Consider the following 20,978-nt stretch of genomic DNA (forward strand, 5'->3'; position numbering starts at 1 on the left):
CGAAAGGTCGCTAAAGAACATTGATGAGAATTGCGTCCCCATCGTCTAGAGGCCTAGGACATCACCCTTTCACGGTGGCGACCGGGGTTCGAATCCCCGTGGGGACGCCACTCATCACGAACAACGAGGACCCGGCCGATAACCGGGTCTTTTTTGTTCACCGCCTACTGGCATTCAGGTTGTGGCGTTGCGGTTCCCCTGCCCTTGGTGGCAACGGTTGAACCGGGACGAAAAAGTTCAAAAAAAACTTCCACAAACGTGAACACGCAGGTATGATAGGCGGCTCGGTAACACGGGGCCATAGCTCAGCTGGGAGAGCGCCTGCATGGCATGCAGGAGGTCAGCGGTTCGATCCCGCTTGGCTCCACCACTTTCGACATTAGGCCGTCGAAAGTTCTACAACTTGAAGTTTTTCGTGCGTCCCCATCGTCTAGAGGCCTAGGACATCACCCTTTCACGGTGGCGACCGGGGTTCGAATCCCCGTGGGGACGCCAGTTTCAAAACGGACTCTGCTCCCGGCAGATATCCGATGTTTCATGGGGCCATAGCTCAGCTGGGAGAGCGCCTGCATGGCATGCAGGAGGTCAGCGGTTCGATCCCGCTTGGCTCCACCACCTCGACATTAGGCCGTCGAAGGATCTACAACTTGAAGTTTTCGTGCGTCCCCATCGTCTAGAGGCCTAGGACATCACCCTTTCACGGTGGCGACCGGGGTTCGAATCCCCGTGGGGACGCCAATTCTTGAAAACCCCGACTCCGGTCGGGGTTTTTCTTTGCCTGTGATTCCTGGGAAGGCCCTATCCACGCATGGCGTGGATCTACTGCAGGGCCCGGGTAGATCCACGCCATGCGTGGATGGCTTCACCCCGCCCACGGCTCAGAACCGCCGATACATCCCGATCGATGCCGGCGCAGTCGGTGCGAAACCAAACTGTGCATACAGCCGATGCGCCTCGCCATCGGCCAGCAGGCTGACGTAAGCCGACGGCGGCAGGTTGGCCTGCATCCAGCCGTCCAGCCGCCGCATCACTTCCTTGCCCAGGCCCTGCCCCTGCAAACGCGGCAGCACCGCGATATCACAGACCTGCAGGTGGCAGCCGCCATCGCCGACGATACGGCCCATCGCCACAAGTTCTGCACCCTGGTAAGCGCACACGCCGAACAACGTATTGGGCAGCGCGCGGGCGGCTGCTTCGCGGGACTTGGCGCTGAGGCCTGCGAGCACGCGCAACTGGCAGTAGTCCTCGACCGTGGGTACGGCTTCGCGGAACTGGCAGGTGATGGAACCATTCATGCGGCATCTCCGGATGGGTCGGGCTATCCTGCCGCATCCACGTCGCAGCCGCTGCGACCCAGGCCCAAAGAGTCCCATGTGCTATTCCGCCCTGATCCGCGCTGACTACGCCAAGCTGGTACGCGAGTTCGGCGCCATCCTGTCGCTGGAGGACTTCGCCGAGCTGTACGCACACGATCCGGGCAAGAAGCGGCCGAAGACCCCGAAGGCGATGGATGACGGATTCGCCGGTGCGCGTACCGAACAGGGGCGGGACATCGTGGCGAAGATCCAGCAATGGCATGCGCAGGAGCAACAGGCACTGGAGGCCGAACTGGCCCGGCAACGCGAACGACGCGATATTGCCCATGCCACGCTGGCCACCCGGCCCACGCAGAAGGCGCGCAACGACCTGCGCGTGGCCGGCAACCGCATCGAGCGCGCACAGGCCCGGCTGGAAGACCTGCATCGGGTGCAGCTGCTGCCGCGTGACAACCGCATTTTCCCCGGCACCTACGCACCGGTGATGGTCAGCGAGAACGGCCAGCGCGTGATCAGGCCGATGCGCTACCAGTGCCGGCTGCCGGACAAGCCGGCGCGCAACGACGTGCTTTACCCCGGCACCTACAATGCGCGGCGCGACAGCCTGGAAGGTTACTGGCGGGGTGCGTTCGGACTGCGCCATGGCGTGGTGGTGGTACAGGCGTTCTACGAGCACGTGCCCCGCCACGCCATCGCCGGCCGCACCCTCGGTGCCGACGAAAAGGAACAGGACGTGGTACTCGAATTCCGTCCCGATCCGCCGCGCGACCTGCTGCTGGCCTGCCTCTGGGCAGAATGGGAAGGACCGGAAGGCCGCCTGCTGTCGTTTGCCACGATCACCGACGCACCGCCCAGCGACGTCGCCGCTGCCGGGCATGACCGCGGCGTAGTGCCGATCCGCAAGGAACACCTCGACGCCTGGCTCAACCCCGAACCGGATGACCTGGCGCGCCAGTACCGCATCCTCGACGACCGCGAGGAGATCCGTTACGTGTACAAGGAAGCGGGCTGAGCGCCGGACGCAATTGAAAAACCCCGCCTGGGCGGGGTTCCTGGATCAGGGGTTGCCGCCGAACATCGCAGACGCGAGCATTCCCCCCCCGGCAGTATCCCCTGCAGGTCCGTGGCGGACGGCTCAGGCCTTGACGCTGGAGCGACCCACCGCACGCGCCAGCGCGCGTGACAGATCGGCCGACAGGTAGGGCTTGACCAGCAACAGGCCGGCCAACATCGGTGTTGGCAGCTGCTCGGCCAGCGTTCCGGTGGCCAGCACGAACGGAATGCCACGTGCCGAAAGCGCTGCAGCCACCGGTTCACTGGTCTCGTTGCGGGCCAGCCGGTAGTCCAGCAGGGCCACGTCCGGGGTGCTCTGCTCCAGCAGCTGCAGGGCTTCGGACACGCTCGCTGCAAGCCCGACCACAGTCGCGCCGGCATGCACCAACTGCATCTGCAGCAGGGCCGCACTCATTTCGTCGTTCTCGACCACCAGCACCCTCAGGTCCTGCAACACTGTCATCGGCTACCGCTCCTGGAGGCAATTGCACGCTGGGAGTATAGCTATCAAGGGGCCAATGCCGACAGGAACCGCCCTCATAGGCCCTCCTACTATGCATCGCCTGCCGACCTCGGTTACACTCGCACGCTGCCTGCCGGTGTGGCGGAATGGTATACGCAGCTGACTCAAAATCAGCCGGGGGTGACCCCATGAAGGTTCGAGTCCTTTCACCGGCACCACTGCATCAAAGGCCAGGTCCATGACCTGGCTTTTTGCATTTCCCGGGTCCGAGCGCCCGACACTGGCAAGCATGCCCCAGCATGCCCTGCCCGCGCGCTGCCCCTCCTGCGGGCGTCCGACGCCGTCGCCCGGTCCCACTACTTCTCGCTGCCAGGCGTGATCGAGCACACCAGCTGGGGCGACGTTTCCGAACGGGCGATGGCGCTGCAGATCGCCCGCCATCTGCCTGACGCATCCGATCAGCGCCGGGCGCTGGGACGCCAACAACCTGCAGGCGGCTGCCGCGATCCTCGACGGCTGCCCGCAACGCGGTGATGACCTGCTGGCCCGCGACGGCGGCGAGGAATTCATCGCCGCCCTGCGAGCGCCTGCGCGCCGCCGTGGAAGCCACCGCGCTGCCCGCCGCTGAGGCCCATGTGACCATCAGCATCGGCGTAGCCTGGCAGGTTGCACATGAGCAGGCCGCCCAACAAGGCCGGGGAACAGCACTCCGACCGCCGGGCCTAGACCGCGCGCAGCACCGCCCCACCGTGCAGGTGCCCGGCCCCGCCCTGCACCCGGAAGCTGGCCACCGTCTGCAGCAGCTGCGCCGACTGCTCTTCCATGCTGCGCGCTGCGGCCGAGGCTTCCTCGACCAGCGCGGCGTTCTGCTGGGTGCCCTGATCGATCAGATCGACGGCATGATTCATCTGCTGAATGTCGTCGCTCTGCTGCTGCGCGGCCGTGCTGATCTCGGACATCAGATCACTGACACGGCGCACATTGACCACGATCTCGTCCATGGTGCGTCCGGCGCTCTCAACCTGCGCGGTACCGGCGCCGACATTGGCCACCGACGCATCGATCAGCTGCTTGATCTCCTTCGCGGCACTGGCCGAGCGCTGCGACAGTTCGCGGATCTCGGTGGCGACCACGGCGAAGCCACGCCCGTGTTCGCCCGCACGCGCTGCTTCCACCGCCGCGTTCAACGCAAGGATGTTGGTCTGGAAAGCAATGCCGTCGATCACGCCGATGATGTCGACGATGCGCCGCGAGGACGCGTTGATCACGACCATGGTCTCGACCACTTCGTGCACCACGTTGCCACCGCGGGCAGCGACATCAGCAGCACCACCGGCCAGCTGACTGGCCTGCCGTGCGTTGGTCGCGGTGCGCTGCACGGTCTCGGCCAGGCCCTTCATCGACACCGCGGTCTCCTCCAGCGACGCGGCCTGCTGCTCGGTGCGCTGCGACAGATCGCTGTTGCCCTGCGCGATCTCGGTGGCACCGACGGCGATGGTGTCGGCGGCGAACTTGATCTGGGCGATGATCGCGGCCATCGCCTCCACCAACGAATTCACGCCTTCGCACAGCTCGGCGATCGGCCCGTTCTTGTCGGCAGTGGCCACGCGCCGGGTCAGGTCGCCCTCCTTCGCGGCCGCCACCACTTCACGGGTCTGCGCCACGGCACGTTGCATGGCCTGGTTCTCATGCACCTGCGCGGTGATGTCGGTGGCGTACTTGACCACCTTGAACGGCTTTCCGTTGAGATCCAGGATCGGGTTGTAGGACGCCTGGATCCAGACCTCGCGCCCGCCCTTGCCGAGGCGCCGGTACTGGCCGGCATCGTATTCGCCACGGCCGAGCTTCTCCCAGAACTGGCGATACTCGGCACTGCCACGATACTCGGGCTCGACGAACAGCGAGTGGTGCTGGCCACGCACGTCGTCCAGGCTGTAGCCGGTGGCGGCCAGGAAGTTGTCGTTGGCCGAAAGGATGCGGCCGTCCATGCCGAACTCGATCACCGCCTGCGACTTGTCGATCGCCGCCAGCTGCCCGGCCGAGTCGGCTGCCTGCAGCTTCTGCGCAGTGATGTCGGTGGCGAACTTGACCACCTTGTAAGGCCGCCCCTGCCGGTCCAGCACCGGGTTGTACGAGGCCTGGATCCAGATCTCGCGCTGGCCCTTGCCGAAGCGCCGGTACTGGCCAGCGTCATATTCGCCACGCCCCAGCCGCGCCCAGAACTCGCGGTACTCGGCGCTGCGCGCCTGCTCGGGATCGACGAACAGGGAATGATGCTTTCCCTGGATCTCCTCCAGCCGGTAGCCCATCGCCTGCAGGAAGTTGTCATTGGCCTGCAGGATGGTGCCATCGAGGGCGAACTCGATGACCGCCTGGACCCGGTGCAGCGCCGCGACCTGGGCTTCCAGCTCGGCACGGCCATCGGACACGGCCTCGGCGCCGGTGCGGTGCTGGGGAGCCAGCGCGCCCAGCAGGGCACGCCACGGCGACCAACGGGTATGCAGCTCGGCCGGCGCCTGCGCGCCCGCCGTGAAGCCTGGAATGAGCATTGTCTGATCCTCGGTGTCCGGTAAGCGGTTGCGACCCGACGGGCGGGATGCCCGGCGGCAACTTCAGGTGCCAGGGACTACAGGTGCCAACCGGCACCTCTCGAGCGACTGCCACGAACGTCTGCTGCGGGTGCGATCGGCATCTGGGAGCGGCGGAACACACAGCGCGGGCCGCCCATCGGGGACGGCCTGGGGTCCTGCGGCGGGTGACCGGAGCGGGATCCAGAGGGAGTATCGGCGAGGCGATCGGTGGCTTTAGCCGGATTACGCGACGTCCGTCGCAACTTCAGATGCGGCTGCAGGGACGCGGTAGACAATCGCGATGTACTTCACATTCTGCTCACGCTCGGCGGGGCACGGGGTGTCGTCACGGAACATATCGCGCGTTGCCGCCGTCACTGGGCATAGCCTTGCCCGGCACGCCGATGCAGTTCAAGCCCAAAAGGTTTGCATGACCAACGGGCGATTCCATGGCAGGTGAAAATGGCCAGCATGCAGCGAACCGCAGGACGCTCACTGACACGGAGATCGCATGTTCCCACGCTTGGCCAGCTTCCTGATCCTGGGCCTGTGCAGTACCGGCGCCCTCGCTGCCGATGCCACCTATCGGCCCGCCTTCCAGCCGGACCAGCTGAAGGGGCCGCCTGCAGGGCGACCGAACGAGGTACTGGTACTGGGCACCGCCCACCTGTCCGGCCTGCCCAAGTCCTTCCAGCCCGCCTTGCTTGAACCGTTGCTGCAGCGACTGGTCGCCTGGAAGCCCGGGCTGATCGCCACCGAAGACCTGTCCGGCCTCCAGTGCGATTCCATGCGTCGCTACCCGGAACGCTATGCGGAGAGCGTGGCCACCTACTGCTTCGACACCACCGCTGCGCAGGCTGCCACCGGCCTGGACGTGCCTTCAGCGAACGCCCAGGCCGAGCGCCTGCTTGCGACCTGGCCGGACGAGCCGACGCCCGCCCAGCGTCGTCGGCTCGCCGCATTGTTCCTGGCTGCGGGCGAACGCGGCTCGGCGCAGGTGCAATGGCTGCGCCTGCCTGCGTCCGAGCGCAAAGCCGGCGATGGGCTGACGCCGGCCCTGGTCGAGATCCTCGGCAAAGGCCTGGTCCGCCGCAATGAAACCAGCCTGATCGCCGCCGTCGTTGCCGCCCGCCTCGGGCATGAACGGCTGTGGGCCGTGGACGACCACACGGCCGATTCTCCCACACCGGCGGAGGATAAGGCGGCGGCCAGTGCAGCCATCACCGGTGCCTGGAACAATACGTACTTGCGGGCGCGACGGGAGGCCGATGAACGCCTCGTGGCCAATCTGGACAAGCCCGGTGGCGTCATGGCGCTGTATCAGGATTACAACAGCCCGGCGGCAGCGATGGCAGCGTACCAGAGCGACTTCGGCGCGACGCTCGTCGAGCCGTCCTCCAAGGCGTTCGGCCGGATGTATGTCGGTTACTGGGAAACCCGCAACCTGCGCATGGTCGCCAACATCCGCGACGTGCTGGGCCTGCACCCTGGCAGCCGAATGCTGGCCATCGTCGGTGCCTCGCACAAGGGCTACTACGAGGCCTACCTCAATCAGATGCACGACGTGCAGCTGGTCAGTACGGACGCAGTACTGCGTTGACCAGGATAGGTGCCGGCCATGCGCTGGCACTATCCTGCAAGGCCCGTCTGCAGGTGCCGACATGCTGAAAGTGATCGCCGAGGATTTCATCCATCCCGATGCCGTGGATACCGTGCTTCCCCTGTACCGCGAGCTGGTCGCATGCACGCAGCGAGAGCCGCTCTGCCTCGGCTATGAACTGTTCGTCGACCAGAAGGACCCCGGGCATTTCGTCTTCATCGAGCAATGGCCGGACCGCGACGCACTGGATATCCATTGCGCCAGCGAGCACTTCCAGCGTCTGGTGCCTCAGATCAACGCGTTCCAGCGCGCACCGTGCCGGGTCCTGCTGATGGACGCCGCACGGGTGTAGTGCCGGAAGCGAGACGCCCGCCGACGCTGCGGCCATGCCGCCACAGCAACAGGCAGGCTGCAACCGTGCACGCCAGGCTCAGGACCAGCAGCGCGACCGCGCCTTGCTGCAGCACGGGCAACAACGCCTGCGCGTACGGGTCGCCGCGCAGCTGTTCGGCGCGCAGGCAGGTGGCCAGCGCCAGGCACCAGCCGATCAGGGCCGGAATGAACATGCGCACCGCAACCGGGTTCCAGGCATTCATGGGTTCACCTGCTTGAGTGGAGATGCGCGCAGTATTCGCGCGCGTCCTCTCACAGGCTGAGATCAGTCCTGGGCGGCATCGGCATCGTCGCCTGGAAGCCCCGACAGCTCGCCCTGCACCTGCACGTTGTTGCGCCCCAGCGCCTTGGCCCGGTAGCACTGTGCATCGGCAGCGGCCACTGCCTGGTCCACGCTCATGCCCCCCGCCAGGGGCGCGATGCCGATGCTGGCACCGACCCGCAGCCGGTGCTGATCCCATGGAATGGACAGCGCTGACAGGGTCTGCAGGAGCTCACCGCCGATCCGTGCGGCACGACGCGGCGTACACCCGGACAGGATCACCGCGAACTCGTCGCCGCCCAGCCGCGCCACCACGTCCGAATCACGCACACCATGTCGCAGCACACTGGCCACCGCCCACAGCACGGCATCGCCGGCCAGGTGGCCCCAGGTGTCGTTGACCGGCTTGAAGCGGTCCAGATCGATGTACATCAGCGAGGCGGCCTGCCCGGTGCGCTCGACGCGGGTGATCGCCTGCTGCAGGTGCACCTCGAAACCGCGGCGGTTGCTCAGTTCGGTGAGTGGATCGATCTCGGCCAGGTGGCGGGCTTCGCGCTGCCGCGCCCGCTGCTGGGTGTCGTCGCGCAGCACCCACACCGCGCCGCGCACATGGCCTTCGTCATCGCGCAGCCAGGCCCGCGTCAGATCCACCGGCACCGTTGCCGTGCCCAGGCGCAGCAGCAGGTCGGCATGCAGGTCCACCGCGTTGCTTTCCGGGTCCAGGAGTACCTGCACATCCAGCACCGAGCCGGGCGCGTACTCGGTGGTCAGCGCCAGCACGTCCTGCACCCTGTGCCCGGCCAGCGACAGCGCGCCATCACCGGCCAGGGTGCGTACCGCGGCCGCGTTGGCATAGTCGATGCGGCCGTCAAGGTTGACGCTGAGCACCAGGTCGGCCACCGCATCCAGGGTGATGCGACTGCGCTGTTCGCTCTCGAACAGGCGTTGCTCACTGCTGCGCTGGGCGGTGATGTCCTGGATCTGCGACACGAAATGCAGTGGCTGGCCATGCTCGCTGCGCACCAGCGACACTGACAGCCGCGCCCAGATGATGCGGCCGTCGCGGTCGAGATAGCGCTTTTCAAGGTGGTAATGGCTGCGCCGTCCGGCCAGCAGGTCCTGCACCAGGGCCAGGTCGGTCTGCAGGTCATCGGGATGGGTCAGGCGCTGGAAGTCGACCTGCAGCAGCTCTTCGCGCGGGTAACCCAGGATCCGGCACAGCGCATCATTGACGTCCAGCCAACGCCCCTCCAGCGACACCAGCGCCATGCCCAACGCCGCCGACGTGAATGCACCGGCGAACTTCTCCGCCGACAGCCGCGCCTCAGCCCGTGCCTGCAGGATCTCGGTGATGTCGATGGCCATGCCGACGTAGCCGATGCGTGCGCCATCGGCACCTTCCATGCGGCTGATCGACAGGCGCACCTGGCGTGGCAGGCCCTCCTTGCGCAGCAACGTCCACTGCCGCGAGTAGGTCTGCCCGTCAGCGCGAGCACTGAGCGCTTCGAACACGTCGGGAAGGTTGCCCTCGGCATCGGCCAGCGGCTCCAGCCAGGCTTTCAGTTCCTCCGGATCGTGGAACGCATCGAGCCGGCGCTGGCCGACCACCTCCGCTGCGCTGTAGCCCAGCAGGCGCTCCGCACCCGTGTTGAACAGGGTGATGGTGCCATCGGTATCGGTGGCGATCACCGCTACCTCATCGGACGCATCGACCACGGCCTGCAGGCGTTGCCGGGTCTCGGCCGCGTCCTGCCTCGCCTGCTGCAGCTCGGTGACGTCAGCATGCGCGCCGGCCATCCACAGCGGCTTGCCCTGCCCATCCCATTCGAAGACCCGCCCGCGGTCCTGGATCCAGATCCACTGCCCGTTCTTGTGGCGCATGCGCAGCAGGCAGGCGTAGTTGTCGCTGCGGCCTTCGAAATGCTCATCCAGCGCCGCATCGGACAGCGCGATGTCATCGGGATGGACCAGCTTCAGGAACGTCTTCTGGCAGATGGGTTGCAGCTCTTCCAGGCGGTAGCCGACGATCTCAGCCCAGCGCGCGTTGACCCGCATCTCGCCGGTCTGCACGTTCCATTCCCAGGTTCCCGCGGCGGTACCGTCGATGATCATCGCCAGGCGGCGACGCTCTTCCGCCAGCTCCTGCAGGCGGCGCTCCAGCAGTCCATTGCCGTGGGTGCCCTGGCCCGGCATCAATCCGGTCCCCTGCCGGCACGGGCAGGCGCCGACCGCAGCGGAACGCTGCGACCGCCGGTACGAGCAACGGGTGGTGCTGGCGTCATGGCCCTCCCCAGCAACAGCGGGGTGGCCGGACGCCTCCCCTCAAGCGCAAGTGTGCGCAATCACGGGGAAAATCGACAAGTCCCCCGCCACGAATCAAGTGTGACGGGGAACGCGGTCCTCAACTGCGCTTGGCGCGCGCGAAGGCCTCGGCCAGGGCGTTGTTGGCCGGGGCCGCGGACGCGGCGGGACGGCCGCCATTGCCTTGGCCCCGGTTCAGCCCGCGGTTCTGGCCGCCTGCATCGCGGCGCGGACCCTGCCCATGGCCGCGCTCATCACGCTGTCCCGGGCGGCTGGTGGCTTGCCCGGGGGTATCGTCCAGGCGCCGGGTCAGGGCGATGCGCTTGCGCGCCACGTCCACCTCCAGCACCTTCACCTTGACGATATCACCGGCCTTGACCACGTCGCGCGGGTCCTTCACGAACGTATCGGAAAGCGCCGAGATGTGGATCAGGCCGTCCTGGTGCACACCGATATCGACGAAGGCACCGAAGGCCGCCACGTTGCTGACCACACCCTCGAGCACCATGCCCTCGCGCAGGTCCTTGATGTCCTCGACGCCCTCGGCGAAGCGTGCCGCCTTGAACTCGGGGCGTGGGTCTCGGCCCGGCTTCTCCAGTTCCTTGAGAATGTCACGCACGGTCGGCACGCCGAAGGTGGCATCGGTGAACTGCTCGGCCTTCAGGCCGCGCAGGAAGCTGCCATCACCGATCAGCGCCTTGATCGGGCGCGCGGTGCTGGCCACGATGCGCTCGACCACCGGGTAGGCTTCCGGGTGTACCCCCGAAGCATCCAGCGGCTCATCACCGTCGGCAATGCGCAGGAAGCCCGCGCACTGTTCAAAGGTCTTCTCGCCCAGGCGCGCGACCTTCAGCAGGTCCTTGCGGCGCTTGAACGGGCCGTTCGCATCACGGTGGCGCACGATGTTCTCGGCCACCGTGGCCGACAGGCCGGACACCCGCGACAACAGTGCAGCCGAAGCGGTGTTCACGTACACGCCCACCGCGTTCACGCAGTCCTCCACGCGGGCATCCAGCGCGCGCGCCAGGCGGTACTGGTCCACATCGTGCTGGTACTGGCCGACACCGATCGCCTTGGGTTCGATCTTCACCAGTTCGGCCAGCGGGTCCTGCAGGCGGCGGGCGATCGACACCGCCCCACGTAGCGACACGTCCAGCCCCGGGAACTCCCTGGCCGCGAACTCGGACGCCGAATACACCGACGCCCCGGCCTCGCTGACCACTACCTTCTGCAGCTTCGGGTTGGCAGCGGCCTTGATCGCTTCACCAGCCAGCTTGTCGGTTTCGCGGCTGGCGGTGCCGTTGCCGATCGCGATCAGTTCCACGTTGTGCTTGGCGCACAGCTGCTTGATCGTCTGCAGCGACTGCTCCCACTGGCGACGCGGCTCGTGCGGGTAGATGGTGTCGGTGGCGACCAGCTTGCCGGTGGCATCGACCACGGCGATCTTGCAGCCGGTGCGGATGCCCGGGTCCAGTCCGAGCACGGTCTTCGGGCCGGCGGGTGCCGCCAGCAACAGGTCCTTCAGGTTGTCGCCGAACACCGCGATGGCTTCGGCTTCGGCCTTTTCGCGGGCCTGGTTGAACAGGTCCAGCAGCAGATGGGTGTGCAGCTTGGCGCGCCAGGTCAGCCGGCACGCATCCAGCAGCCAGCGGTCGGCGGCGCGGCCCTGGTCGGCGATGCCGGCCTTGCGCGCCACGCGTCCTTCGGCGTACTGATGGCCAGCCTCGGCATCACTGCCCGGGTCCAGTTCCAGGAACAGGATCTCCTCGCGGCGCGCACGGAACAGTGCCAGCAAGCGATGCGACGGAATCTTCGCCAGCGCCTCGGCATGCTCGAAGTAGTCGCGGTACTTGGCGCCCTCGGTTTCCTTGCCCTCGGCGACGCGGGCACGGATCACCCCGGTCTCGCCCAGCCAGGTGCGCAGTTCACCGACCAGCGCGGCGTCTTCGCCCCAGCGCTCCATCAGGATCGCGCGCGCGCCTTCCAACGCGGCCTTGGTGTCGGCTACGCCCTTGTCGGCGTCGACGAAGGTGGCCGCGAACGTCTGCGGGTCCCGCGTCGGGTCGGCCAGCAGGCCATCGGCCAACGGCTCCAGGCCGGCCTCGCGGGCGATCTGCGCACGGGTGCGGCGCTTGGGCTTGTACGGCAGGTACAGGTCTTCCAGCCGGCTCTTGGTGTCGGCGGCCAGGATGTCATTGCGCAGCTCGTCACTGAGCTTGCCCTGCTCGCCGATGCTGGCCAGCACCGCCGCACGGCGGTCCTCCAGCTCGCGCAGGTAGGTCAGCCGGGTTTCCAGGTTGCGCAGCTGGGTGTCGTCCAGGCCACCGGTCACTTCCTTACGGTAGCGCGCGATGAACGGAACGCTGGCGCCTTCGTCGAGCAGGCCGACTGCGGCGCGTACCTGGGCGGACTGGGCACCGATCTCGTCGGCGATGGTCTGGGCGATCTGCTGGGCGAGCGCGCTCTGGGCGTTCTTGGCGTCGTGCATTGCTTCAGGTCTGTGCCGCGTTTCGGGAAGCCCCCATTCTGGCAATCCGCGACGGAGCCGGACAAGGCATTGACAGGGGGCGAGGTTCAGCGGCGAAGCCGGATTGGACGCCGGTATCCTGGCAAAGAGCGGGCTCGGACTGGCCCGGGGCTGGGATGCCGGCGCGGGCGCGCGATGGTGGGCGCGCCCTGCCGCGTGTTGCGTCGGTCAGCGGTAGTGGCGAGCGGCGCGCTGCATGACGATGTCGTCACGCATGCCTTCCAGGGCCATCAGGCGGACCTTGCCGACACCCTGCAGTTCCATGAACCGCTCCGTGTAGAACTCCGGCCCCAGCGCGGTGTCGGCGCGGGATTTGCTGAAGCCGTAGGGCACCACGCCCTTCTCGCCATCCTTGCTACCACCGACATAAAGAACGATTGCCATGTGATGTATTCCTCCAAATTGCTACTGCGTACTGCGCTCGATGAGCGATGCTGCGAGCTCATCAAGGAAGAGCTTACCGCGTCGAACCTGACTGGAACGTCACGAAGGCTAATGACGATCGGTTGCATGCAGATGACTGCGGAATCGCTGCAGAATGCTTACGGATCTTTAACTTCCGGCTAACGAATCGGTGGGGGATTCCCGCCAACGGCGCAGCCCCTCGTGGGTGGTTTGGTTGGTCGCGGAAAGCCGGTTTCCTGTGGGCTGGCCGGGAGGGTGGGTAGGCCGGGGACGCCGTGAACCCAACCCGACCGACCAGCGCGAGGGTTTTGCATTTGACAACCAGGCATCACCACCCACGAGGGGCTGCGCCGTTGGCTGGAAACTACGGCCACCAACCACGCCCGAACCGGGCGAAATGATCGGCCGCGCGTTCGAACGGATTGCGTGCACTCACCCCGCCGCACAGCAGGTATACCGGCAGGTACAGCGGCCCCAGCACCATGTACTGGTAAACGTGCGCGCGCTCGTGGTCGTCCAGCCGGATCAGCGGCTCCACGCCCCACCCCGCCTGATGCGCATAGGTCCGGCAGCAGATGCCGAGGTCATGGCCGGTATGCAGGATCACGTTGCCCAGAGTGATCGCACCGCCCGGCCCCCACGGCCAGTGATCGAACACCACGGCGCAGTCCCGCCCGCTCCATCGCAGCGTCGCGCCGCCAAGCATGCCGGCCAAGCCGCCGATCAGGCCGATCAGTGTGTTGGGCAGCGTCCATGCGGCGCCCAGCATCTGCAGCGCGCGCAGCCAGAGCGGCCAGGATCGAGCGGCGGTGTTCAATCCGCCTCGTTCGGAATCAGCAGCCACAGGATCAGGTAGATCAGAATGCCGGGGAAGGCGGCCGAGCCGATCGATACCAGCACGAACACGATCCGCACCAGGGTGGGGTTCCAGCCGAAGCGATGGGCAATGCCGCCCATCACGCCGGCAATCATGCGGTCGTTCAATGAACGCGACAGCGTCTTGGGCGTGGTGTTCACGGCGGTGTCTCCTCGGCTTGCGGGCAGAATCAGTCGAGCACGCCGCGACTCTACACCGCCTCCGTGTCTACGGCGTGCGGAGACGCAGCGCCTGCAGGCGCGCACCGAACCAGGCGGCCGCGGTCTGTTCAGGCTGCCCCGGGCACTGGATGCGGTAAGGCTTCCCGCTCATGCTGCTCTGGCTGGCGGCGCGCTCGATGAACTGCTCGGCGCTGTCCACCATGTCCTTCTTCAGCAGGTAGTCGTACTTGCGCTGCAGATGGGCGCGCGCATCGCCGCCGTCGTACCAGCTGCCATTGCGCTGGAAACGGCACTGCGAGCCGTCCAGGCTGGAAATCAGCTGGGCGATCTCCCGGCGTGCATCGGCACTGGGTGCGGCGTGGGCAAATTGTGCTGCCAGCAGTGCCGCAAGAATCAACGAAATCCGGTACGTCATCATCCCCCCAGGTCAATCGAGCATGGCTCGACTCTACAGGTCACGCGCCTTCAACCAGCCATCGATCGTGGCCGGCACTTCGCGCTGGGCGCGGCCGGACACATAGATACCAATGTGGCCACCGCGGAAACTGGACTCGGTGTAGTCGTCCGTGCCCAGGCGCCCACGCATCGCGCGCGAGGCGTCCGGCGGTACCAGATGGTCCTGCTCGGCATAGATGTTCAGCACCGGCAAGGTCACCTGCGACAGATCCACGGCTTCCTCGCCGATCCGCACCGTACCGTTCACCAGTCCGTTGCCCTGGTAGAACTGCTTGATGAAGTCACGGAACGCCTCGCCCGCCAGGTCCGGCGAATCGAAGATCCATTTTTCCATGCGCAGGAAATCCTCCAGCGCCGCCTTGTCGTCGAGGATATCGAGCAGACCGACGTACTTCTGCACGTTCAGGCGGAATGGCTTGAGCATCAGGTAGCTGGCATTCATCAGGTCAGCCGGTATGTTGCCCAGCGTATCCACCAGCAGATCCACGTCCACCTGCCGCGCCCAGTGCGAGAGCATGTTGTCGGCCGTCCGGAAATCGACCGGGGTGACCATGGTGATCAGCTTGCCCAGCTTCTCCCGGCGCAGCGCGGCATAGCACAGCGCGAACACACCGCCCTGGCAGATGCCGAGCAGGTCGATCGGGCCGCCACTGCGCACGCGCAGTGCATCCACCGCACCATCGATATAGCGCAGCAGATAGTCCTCCAGCGTCTGGAAGCGCTCCGAACGATCCGGGTAGCCCCAGTCCAGCACGTACACGTCCTGCCCGAGCGCCAACAGCTTCTGCACCAGGGAGCGGTCGGCCTGCAGGTCGACCATGTACGGCCGGTTGACCAGCGCGTAGACGATCAGCAGCGGCGTGCGCCGGGTCGGCGCCTGTTCGCCGACGAAGCGGTAGAGCACCACCTTGCCGTCGCGCCACACTTCCTCGCGGGCGGTCACGCCATAGTCAACGTCTTCCACCTGCGGCAGCAGCTTCAGCCCTTCCATCAGCTTGCGCTGCATCGCCAGGGTTTCCTGCATCAGGTCATCGGCGTTGAAGCCCAGCGGTCCCTTCATCGGTCACGTGCCCGTGAGGTGGTGCGAGATTCGGACTTTTTGGCAGCCGCCTTCTTTGCCGGCGCGGCCCTCTTCGCGGCCTTGCGGGCGGCTGGCTTCATCTTCGCCGGCGTCGGCTGCGCCACCGGATCGACCGCAGCGGTTCCAGCCAGCACCGCCACTTGTGCCTGCAGCCGGCGCAGGCTGCGCTCCAGCTCGGCGATGCGGCGGTGTGCGGCATCCATCTCGCTGCGGGTCGGCAGGCCGATACGTTCACTCATCTGTTCCACCTCGCGCTGCAGGCCGGCGCGCAGACGCATCTGCGCGTTGCCCAGCGAGGCGTACACCTGCTGGAACGGTTCGGACATGGCGACCTTGGCGTAGGCCTCCTCGGCCACTTCGATCCACAGGTCGAACATCGCGCGGGCGCTGGTCAGCTGGCTGCCGGGCTGCTCGTGCTCGGCCAGGCGCTGCTCGAACAGCGCGAAGGCCTCGTCCAGTGCCTGCTTGATCTGATCGACATAGGCGCGCGAATGCTGCTGGTATTCCTCCTGCGCACGCAGCAGGGCCTGCCAACGCGCCTGGTGCTCGCGGCCGGGGCCGAATGCCGGGCTCTGCAGCCACGGGCCCGCCTGCAGCTGGAACTGCTGCAGCCATGCGGCGAATTCAGGTACTGCGGCACCGGCGTGGGTGCTGCCGCGGGCACCCTGCAGCATCCATTGCAGCATGCCGTCGCCCTGCCCCTGCACCGCCTCGCGCCAGGCCTGGGCGACGTCGGCACTGCTGGCGTCGCGGCCGGCAAACCGAGCGGCGACCTCCTGCATGGTGCCGTACCAGCTGCCCGCCTGTTCGCGGAACCGGCGCACGGCATCTTCCGGCGCGCCGGGCGCCTGTTCGGGCAGCAATTGGCCCCACCAGTCAAACAACCGTTGCCAGCTGCCGGGGTCGTCACCGGCAGGTGCAGCGGGCGCGCCCGCATGGCGCAGAGCATCACCCCAGGCGCCGAAGTACTGCCGGGCCAGCGTCTCGAAATCGCTACTGCCGGCATCGTGGGCCGAGCTGGTCATCGCAGGCCTCCGCAGGGCTGGCTCATGGCTTGGGGATACGCAGGGTCTTGCTGATCATCAGCGACCCGGACAGGGCGAACAACAGCACCATCGGGTGCAGCTGCCACGGTCCGATCTGCCACTGGCCGAACCAGATGTTCTGGCCGATGGCATCGGTGCCCGCGGCGATCGCCAGTACGATCACCAGCACCAGGCTGGTCGGGATCGGGGTGCCCTCGAAATACGTGACCTTGCCCTCATCGCCGGTCATTGCCTCGGCTGTGACGTTGTAGCGTGCCAGGCGGCTGACGCCGCAGCAGACGAAGTAGCTCAGCACCAGCCAGTCCCAGCCACCCTGCATGCCGCAGGCATAGGCCAGCGCCGCTGGGGCCACCCCGAAGGAGATCACGTCGGACAGCGAGTCCAGCTCGCGGCCCAGGGTGGAGCTGGACTTGCGCCAGCGCGCGATGCGCCCATCAAGGGCGTCGAAGATGAAGGCCAACGGGATCAGCGCCATGCCGAACAGCAGGTAGCCACGCTCGCCGTCCTGCAGGAAGCGCATGGCGGCAAATACCGCACCGGTGCCGCAGAAAGCATTGGCCAGGGTGAACCAGTCGGCCAGCTGGAACTCGCGCAGCATCGAGAAGTGACGTTTCATGGGGACTCACGGAGCATCAAGGCCCACAGGTTACCGCGAGCGCCGTCGCTGGTGACAGCGCTGACGGGGTCCACCCTTCACCGCCCCCTCACCCGCCCTCACCGGCGGTGAATTTTTCGCCACCCATCTTGACAGCCTAGGGGGGTGGCGCCTGTCGCGGCTTATCCACAAAGTTGCCCACGCGTAATCCACACCCCCTGTGGACAACCAGATCTCACCGACTGCGACGGTGGACATTTCCTCATCACCCTGACGCGGGGTTTCCCTACTTCCCAAGCCGCGAGGTCGGCGCTATGGTCACCGGCGGGCCCGCCGCCGCCACGCCCGATTCCTGGTGACGGGCGATGATGATGCCGGATGCTTCCACCCTGGCCGCGCAGCTGCGAAGGCCCCGCCGCAGCGCCGCACTGGCGGTCAACACCCTGTGCTTGTACTTCCGCCTGCTGCTGGCGCAGCGGCGCTGAAGTGGTAGAGCCGGCCGCTGGCCGGCTGCCCCTGCCATTCCGGGGTGCCGGACGGCGGCAGGCAACTACCCAGCCTGCACCCGCCGCCAACGCGCGAAGCACAACACCTGCAGCACCAGCATGGCCAGCAACCCCAGCGGCCACGCCCACCACACGCCGGCCAGCCCGTGCTGCGCCTGCATCCACATCGCCAGCGGCAGTTCCACCAGCAGCACCGCTGCCATACCCAGCAACGCTGGCAACCATACCGTGCCGCTGCCGCGCATCACCCCGACAAGCACCGCGCTGATTCCCATCGCCAGCACGCCCCACACCACAGTGCGCAGCTGCAACGCAGCCAGCTCGCGCACGTCGGCTGCCGCCAGGATCAGCCCGGTCAGCCCGCGCGCCAGCGCCACAACCAGCACCACCACCACGCTCAGCGTCGCCAGCGCCACCAGCACACCAGTCCGGGCGATGGCCGGCAGCCGTGCTGTACGCCCGGCGCCCATCGCATGCGCCGCGAGGATGGTGGCGGTGATCCCCAACGACATTGCCGGCAACTGCACCCAGTTCATCAGCTGGTTGACCGCACCGTAGGCGGCCGTAGCGGTGTAGCCGTAACGGTTGATCCAGCCCAGCAACACGATTTCGGCGACGGCCAGGCTGAGCATCTGCAGCGAGGAGGGTACGCCGATGCGCAGCATCGATCGGATGATCGCGCCATCGAAACGAATGGCATGCAACAACTCAGGGCCCGGTGCCAGGGGATGTCCTGCCCGATGCCAACGCAACAACAGCCAGCCCAGGGCCAACAGCGAGGCAAACGCCGCCGACACCGCCGCACTGGCCGATCCCAGCCGCGGCAGGCCGGCCCAGCCCAGAATCAGCAGCGGCGTGCACAGCAGGCCGACCGCCGTGGCCAGCAGCAGCGCATGCAGCGGCGTCTTCGCATCGCCTACTGCGCGGCTCACGGCAGTGGCCAGCCACAGGAGGAAGAACGCCGGCGCCGCCAGCAGCAGCACGCGCGCGTAGACGATGGACTCACCGAGGATCGGTGCCGGTGTACCCAGTGACATCAGAAGCTGTGGTGCGAAACCGCTCCCCAGAGCCATCACCAGCACCGACAGCACAAGGATCAGCGCCACCGCACTGCCAGCCACCGCGCGCACCTGCTGCGGCCGACCCGCGCCCCAGGCGTGCCCGATCAGCACCATCGCGCCGGTCGCCAGGCCCATCACCAGGGCCAGCAGCAGGAAGAAGACCGGGAAGAACGCAGCGGCCACGGCCACCGCCTGGGTACCGAGCAGATGGCCGAGGTAGATGTTGTCCAGCGTGCCTGCGGCCAGCTGCAGCGCATTGGTCAGCAGCATCGGCAGCAGCAGGGCCAGGTAGGTGCGCCACAGAGGCGGCGCGACCAGGGGCGTGGGATGTACAGGGGAGTTCATGGGGTTCTCTGGGCAAGGCGCTGCCCTGCCCGGCGTTTCCACCAGCAAAGCAAGCACAGGGGACCGGGCCGTGGCCCGCGATCAGGTGGCGCCGCCGTTCAACGACGGCGCGATGGATCAGCCGTCAGCGCTGTCGAACGCCAGACGCAGGGCGTGGTCGCGCACATCCCTGGGCCAGGAATGCAGCACCGCTTCCAGGCCCGCACGGTCGTGCGCGAACAGCACGCGGATGGCCTCCTCGAAGCCCGGCAGGTCGCCGACGATGGTCTGCAGGAAGTGATAGGCGCGTTCGGCATCGCGACGCCGGCGGTCCTTGTCCGCACCGGCGCGGCTGGCCGTCTCCACCAGTTTTCGCAATGCCACCGAGGCGCCGCCCGGCTGCTCGGCCAGCCAGGCCCAATGGCGCGGCAGCAAGGTCACTTCACGGGCGACCACGCCCAGCTTGGGGCGGCCACGGCCACGCGGGGTCGCAGCGTCTTCGGCAGTGATTTCGGCATCCGCCTCGTCAGAGGGGGGAAACGCTTCGGTTACCCGCGCCAGCAGTTCCTCGTCACTGCCGCGCGTATCGAAATCGCGGGTGCGACCGGTGGCGTTGTCGAACACCAGCAATGGTCCGGCAGCGTTGTCGGCGCGCAGCCGCTTGAGCGCCAGTGCCGCCACTTCCGGGCTGCCGCAGGCAACGAGGCGATGGCCGTCGAAACAACTGAAGGGAGGGAGTCGGGACGCAGGCATGGCAATGGCACCAGAGGTGATGCGCGAATATTGCCCGGGTAATTTATGGCTGTCAATATTGCCCGGGCATTAATCGACCAAAAGAGCGTGCCAACCCAGATTGGCACTCCCCGGAATGGTTGGCACCTCCCCGATTCACCGGGTCACAGCCGGCTGTAGGACCAACTGACCATGCGCCCGTCCTTGTACGGCATCACGCCGTGGAACGGGCGCGGGTCGGCGTCGAACACCAGCGGCAGGAAGTTGCGGTCGCCTTCCCACATCGGCAGCGTGTCCAGCTTGTCCAGATCTACCCACTCCAGCGTGCCTTCGTGGTTGCCGCCGTGCGGGGTACCTTCGAAGCTGTCGATGACGAACACGAAGCCCAGCCAGTCTTCGCCGTGCTTGCCGAAACCGGGCCAGCTGAGAGTGCCGCGCAGGCGCATGCCGGTGCAGTCGATGCCGGCTTCCTCGGCAATCTCGCGGCGCATGCTGGCCGCCACGTCCTCGTCCGCTTCGATCTTGCCACCCAGGCCGTTGTACTTGCCGAGGTGATGGTCACCGGGGCGCGTATTGCGATGGATCATCAGCACCTGGCGACGATCGGGCGACAGCACATAGCCCAGAGTGGCGACGATCGGGGTGTACGGCATGGGGCGGCATCCAGCGGCAGGTCAGCCCTGGATTATGGCCGATCAGCGCACGAGCGACAGGCGGCGCTCGGCAGGCGCACCGGCGCCATCGGGGTCACGGCGCAGCGTTGCGACGCCGTGGCCGCGCTCGGCCAGGTATTCCAGCCACTTGCCGAGGAAGGTGTTCATCCGCATGCGATGACTGATCAACTCCGCCGGAGGCGGGTACAGGCCCATGGTGTCCTGCCAGCGGCGGCCGACGTAGCAATGGGTGGTCTCGGCCTGGCGCGCGTCACGGTACAGGCGAACATAGGCCGAGGGATCCGGCTCGCCGGTGACCGGGTCGGCAATGTCGTAGGTCAGCCGCAGTTCCACCGTATAGCGGTGGCACTCGATCACGTCCAGGCGGACATCCAGGCCGTCGCCGATCGAGGAAATGTAGCTGCCCGCCGCCAGTCCCGCCGGTTCGAACAGGCGCACCAGATGGCGGTAGTTCTCCGCGTACAGGCCCATGAGCCAGCTCAGCCGGCTCAGGCGGGGAATGCGTTCGGTACGGGGCAAGGCTCGGGCCATGGGTCGATCCTACACGTTGGTGCTTCAACCTGGGGGCGCCTCAA

Annotated in this window: 20 protein-coding genes, 6 tRNA genes and 1 pseudogene; 10 read left to right on the forward strand and 17 right to left on the reverse strand. The window is 66.8% G+C overall.

Translation table 11 applies throughout. The annotated features are described in order from the left end of the window. The first annotated feature begins 34 nt into the window (after window positions 1-34). The 5 genes from N5E02_RS08985 (at window position 35) to N5E02_RS09005 (ending at window position 738) form a co-directional block, all read left to right on the forward strand. Window positions 35-110 (forward strand) — tRNA-Glu (locus N5E02_RS08985). Between the two features lie 184 nt (window positions 111-294). Beyond that, window positions 295-370, forward strand: a tRNA-Ala gene (locus N5E02_RS08990). 49 nt (window positions 371-419) lie between these two features. After that, window positions 420-495 (forward strand) — tRNA-Glu (locus tag N5E02_RS08995). A 44-nt stretch (window positions 496-539) separates the two neighbouring features. Continuing rightward, a tRNA-Ala gene (locus N5E02_RS09000) sits at window positions 540-615 on the forward strand. Window positions 616-662: 47 nt separating this feature from the next. Then, window positions 663-738 (forward strand) — tRNA-Glu (locus N5E02_RS09005). A gap of 140 nt (window positions 739-878) precedes the next feature. Here N5E02_RS09005 and N5E02_RS09010 read toward each other — a convergent pair. Then, on the reverse strand, window positions 879-1,295 hold the full coding sequence (locus N5E02_RS09010; RefSeq protein ID WP_053500686.1) for a GNAT family N-acetyltransferase: 417 nt from the start codon (window positions 1,293-1,295) through the stop codon (window positions 879-881). Window positions 1,296-1,371: 76 nt separating this feature from the next. Here N5E02_RS09010 and N5E02_RS09015 point away from each other — a divergent pair, with 76 nt between their 5' ends. Beyond that, the gene (locus tag N5E02_RS09015; protein ID WP_065178515.1) at window positions 1,372-2,328 is read left to right on the forward strand and encodes an SOS response-associated peptidase family protein; all 957 of its coding nucleotides are present in this window, start codon (window positions 1,372-1,374) and stop codon (window positions 2,326-2,328) included. Between the two features lie 123 nt (window positions 2,329-2,451). Here the strand turns inward: N5E02_RS09015 and N5E02_RS09020 are convergent, their stop codons facing one another. Next, complete coding sequence (locus tag N5E02_RS09020) at window positions 2,452-2,832, reverse strand: response regulator (RefSeq protein ID WP_005417125.1); 381 nt, start codon at window positions 2,830-2,832, stop codon at window positions 2,452-2,454. A 132-nt stretch (window positions 2,833-2,964) separates the two neighbouring features. On the opposite strand from N5E02_RS09020, the gene N5E02_RS09025 reads away from it, so the two are divergent. Both N5E02_RS09025 and N5E02_RS09030 read left to right on the forward strand, forming a co-directional pair. After that, window positions 2,965-3,050, forward strand: a tRNA-Leu gene (locus N5E02_RS09025). A 269-nt stretch (window positions 3,051-3,319) separates the two neighbouring features. After that, window positions 3,320-3,497, forward strand: a pseudogene (locus N5E02_RS09030) (GGDEF domain-containing protein); the annotation flags it as partial. Window positions 3,498-3,554: 57 nt separating this feature from the next. Here N5E02_RS09030 and N5E02_RS09035 read toward each other — a convergent pair. After that, window positions 3,555-5,381 carry a methyl-accepting chemotaxis protein gene (locus tag N5E02_RS09035; RefSeq protein WP_279946192.1) on the reverse strand — a complete coding sequence of 609 codons (1,827 nt, stop codon included), beginning with the start codon at window positions 5,379-5,381 and terminating at the stop codon, window positions 3,555-3,557. 532 nt (window positions 5,382-5,913) lie between these two features. Here N5E02_RS09035 and N5E02_RS09040 point away from each other — a divergent pair. Then, window positions 5,914-7,002: a DUF5694 domain-containing protein gene (locus N5E02_RS09040; protein WP_065185760.1), complete on the forward strand. Its 1,089-nt coding sequence runs from the start codon at window positions 5,914-5,916 to the stop codon at window positions 7,000-7,002. Window positions 7,003-7,063: 61 nt separating this feature from the next. After that, window positions 7,064-7,354, forward strand: coding sequence for a putative quinol monooxygenase (locus N5E02_RS09045; RefSeq protein WP_065185761.1), 291 nt, complete (start codon window positions 7,064-7,066; stop codon window positions 7,352-7,354). Here the strand turns inward: N5E02_RS09045 and N5E02_RS09050 are convergent. The 14 genes from N5E02_RS09050 to N5E02_RS09115 all read right to left on the reverse strand — a co-directional run bounded on the left by N5E02_RS09050 (window position 7,296) and on the right by N5E02_RS09115 (window position 20,934). Beyond that, entirely contained in the window at window positions 7,296-7,598 is a 303-nt protein-coding gene (locus N5E02_RS09050) for a hypothetical protein (RefSeq protein ID WP_032954271.1), read from the reverse strand. The genes N5E02_RS09045 and N5E02_RS09050 overlap by 59 nt on opposite strands. Before the next feature lie 62 nt (window positions 7,599-7,660). Beyond that, on the reverse strand, window positions 7,661-9,850 hold the full coding sequence (locus tag N5E02_RS09055) for a PAS domain S-box protein (RefSeq protein ID WP_065178518.1): 2,190 nt from the start codon (window positions 9,848-9,850) through the stop codon (window positions 7,661-7,663). 208 nt (window positions 9,851-10,058) lie between these two features. Beyond that, complete coding sequence (locus tag N5E02_RS09060; RefSeq protein ID WP_279946193.1) at window positions 10,059-12,446, reverse strand: Tex family protein; 2,388 nt, start codon at window positions 12,444-12,446, stop codon at window positions 10,059-10,061. Between the two features lie 207 nt (window positions 12,447-12,653). After that, on the reverse strand, window positions 12,654-12,869 hold the full coding sequence (locus tag N5E02_RS09065) for a hypothetical protein (RefSeq protein WP_005417149.1): 216 nt from the start codon (window positions 12,867-12,869) through the stop codon (window positions 12,654-12,656). A gap of 385 nt (window positions 12,870-13,254) precedes the next feature. After that, complete coding sequence (locus tag N5E02_RS09070; RefSeq protein WP_088123871.1) at window positions 13,255-13,659, reverse strand: hypothetical protein; 405 nt, start codon at window positions 13,657-13,659, stop codon at window positions 13,255-13,257. Between the two features lie 44 nt (window positions 13,660-13,703). Then, window positions 13,704-13,907 (reverse strand): PspC domain-containing protein, encoded by a 204-nt coding sequence (locus tag N5E02_RS09075; protein ID WP_005417153.1) that lies wholly within the window; start codon window positions 13,905-13,907, stop codon window positions 13,704-13,706. A gap of 67 nt (window positions 13,908-13,974) precedes the next feature. Beyond that, window positions 13,975-14,343, reverse strand: coding sequence for a YfeK family protein (locus N5E02_RS09080; RefSeq protein WP_032954276.1), 369 nt, complete (start codon window positions 14,341-14,343; stop codon window positions 13,975-13,977). 33 nt (window positions 14,344-14,376) lie between these two features. Then, window positions 14,377-15,444, reverse strand: a complete 1,068-nt coding sequence (gene phaC, locus N5E02_RS09085; protein WP_279946194.1) for a class III poly(R)-hydroxyalkanoic acid synthase subunit PhaC — start codon at window positions 15,442-15,444, stop codon at window positions 14,377-14,379. Further along, a complete protein-coding gene (gene phaE, locus N5E02_RS09090) occupies window positions 15,441-16,490 on the reverse strand; it encodes a class III poly(R)-hydroxyalkanoic acid synthase subunit PhaE (RefSeq protein ID WP_279946195.1) in 1,050 nt (349 codons plus the stop codon). The genes phaC and phaE overlap by 4 nt, the downstream gene beginning before the upstream one ends. Window positions 16,491-16,512: 22 nt before the next feature. Further along, window positions 16,513-17,127 carry a phosphatidylcholine/phosphatidylserine synthase gene (locus N5E02_RS09095; protein WP_019660264.1) on the reverse strand — a complete coding sequence of 205 codons (615 nt, stop codon included), beginning with the start codon at window positions 17,125-17,127 and terminating at the stop codon, window positions 16,513-16,515. A gap of 529 nt (window positions 17,128-17,656) precedes the next feature. Further along, window positions 17,657-19,018: an MATE family efflux transporter gene (locus tag N5E02_RS09100; protein WP_279946196.1), complete on the reverse strand. Its 1,362-nt coding sequence runs from the start codon at window positions 19,016-19,018 to the stop codon at window positions 17,657-17,659. Between the two features lie 117 nt (window positions 19,019-19,135). Continuing rightward, entirely contained in the window at window positions 19,136-19,750 is a 615-nt protein-coding gene (locus N5E02_RS09105) for a DUF2239 family protein (protein ID WP_065185766.1), read from the reverse strand. 143 nt (window positions 19,751-19,893) lie between these two features. Further along, window positions 19,894-20,382: an 8-oxo-dGTP diphosphatase gene (locus tag N5E02_RS09110; protein ID WP_005417168.1), complete on the reverse strand. Its 489-nt coding sequence runs from the start codon at window positions 20,380-20,382 to the stop codon at window positions 19,894-19,896. A 42-nt stretch (window positions 20,383-20,424) separates the two neighbouring features. Beyond that, on the reverse strand, window positions 20,425-20,934 hold the full coding sequence (locus tag N5E02_RS09115) for a DUF1249 domain-containing protein (protein WP_032954273.1): 510 nt from the start codon (window positions 20,932-20,934) through the stop codon (window positions 20,425-20,427). Between the last annotated feature and the right edge of the window lie 44 nt (window positions 20,935-20,978).

The sequence above is a fragment of the Stenotrophomonas sp. GD03777 genome, from assembly GCF_029842485.1.
Taxonomy (GTDB): domain Bacteria; phylum Pseudomonadota; class Gammaproteobacteria; order Xanthomonadales; family Xanthomonadaceae; genus Stenotrophomonas; species Stenotrophomonas sepilia.

Bases quoted from the DNA above. Each gene is read 5' to 3' on its own strand.
- N5E02_RS09010 (WP_053500686.1), bottom strand. From the start codon at position 1,295: ATGAATGGTTCCATCACCTGCCAGTTCCGCGAAGCCGTACCCACGGTC.
- N5E02_RS09015 (WP_065178515.1), top strand. From the start codon at position 1,372: ATGTGCTATTCCGCCCTGATCCGCGCTGACTACGCCAAGCTGGTACGC.
- N5E02_RS09020 (WP_005417125.1), bottom strand. From the start codon at position 2,832: ATGACAGTGTTGCAGGACCTGAGGGTGCTGGTGGTCGAGAACGACGAA.
- N5E02_RS09035 (WP_279946192.1), bottom strand. From the start codon at position 5,381: ATGCTCATTCCAGGCTTCACGGCGGGCGCGCAGGCGCCGGCCGAGCTG.
- N5E02_RS09040 (WP_065185760.1), top strand. From the start codon at position 5,914: ATGTTCCCACGCTTGGCCAGCTTCCTGATCCTGGGCCTGTGCAGTACC.
- N5E02_RS09045 (WP_065185761.1), top strand. From the start codon at position 7,064: ATGCTGAAAGTGATCGCCGAGGATTTCATCCATCCCGATGCCGTGGAT.
- N5E02_RS09050 (WP_032954271.1), bottom strand. From the start codon at position 7,598: ATGAATGCCTGGAACCCGGTTGCGGTGCGCATGTTCATTCCGGCCCTG.
- N5E02_RS09055 (WP_065178518.1), bottom strand. From the start codon at position 9,850: ATGCCGGGCCAGGGCACCCACGGCAATGGACTGCTGGAGCGCCGCCTG.
- N5E02_RS09060 (WP_279946193.1), bottom strand. From the start codon at position 12,446: ATGCACGACGCCAAGAACGCCCAGAGCGCGCTCGCCCAGCAGATCGCC.
- N5E02_RS09065 (WP_005417149.1), bottom strand. From the start codon at position 12,869: ATGGCAATCGTTCTTTATGTCGGTGGTAGCAAGGATGGCGAGAAGGGC.
- N5E02_RS09070 (WP_088123871.1), bottom strand. From the start codon at position 13,659: ATGCTGGGCGCCGCATGGACGCTGCCCAACACACTGATCGGCCTGATC.
- N5E02_RS09080 (WP_032954276.1), bottom strand. From the start codon at position 14,343: ATGACGTACCGGATTTCGTTGATTCTTGCGGCACTGCTGGCAGCACAA.
- phaC (WP_279946194.1), bottom strand. From the start codon at position 15,444: ATGAAGGGACCGCTGGGCTTCAACGCCGATGACCTGATGCAGGAAACC.
- phaE (WP_279946195.1), bottom strand. From the start codon at position 16,490: ATGACCAGCTCGGCCCACGATGCCGGCAGTAGCGATTTCGAGACGCTG.
- N5E02_RS09095 (WP_019660264.1), bottom strand. From the start codon at position 17,127: ATGAAACGTCACTTCTCGATGCTGCGCGAGTTCCAGCTGGCCGACTGG.
- N5E02_RS09100 (WP_279946196.1), bottom strand. From the start codon at position 19,018: ATGAACTCCCCTGTACATCCCACGCCCCTGGTCGCGCCGCCTCTGTGG.
- N5E02_RS09105 (WP_065185766.1), bottom strand. From the start codon at position 19,750: ATGCCTGCGTCCCGACTCCCTCCCTTCAGTTGTTTCGACGGCCATCGC.
- N5E02_RS09110 (WP_005417168.1), bottom strand. From the start codon at position 20,382: ATGCCGTACACCCCGATCGTCGCCACTCTGGGCTATGTGCTGTCGCCC.
- N5E02_RS09115 (WP_032954273.1), bottom strand. From the start codon at position 20,934: ATGGCCCGAGCCTTGCCCCGTACCGAACGCATTCCCCGCCTGAGCCGG.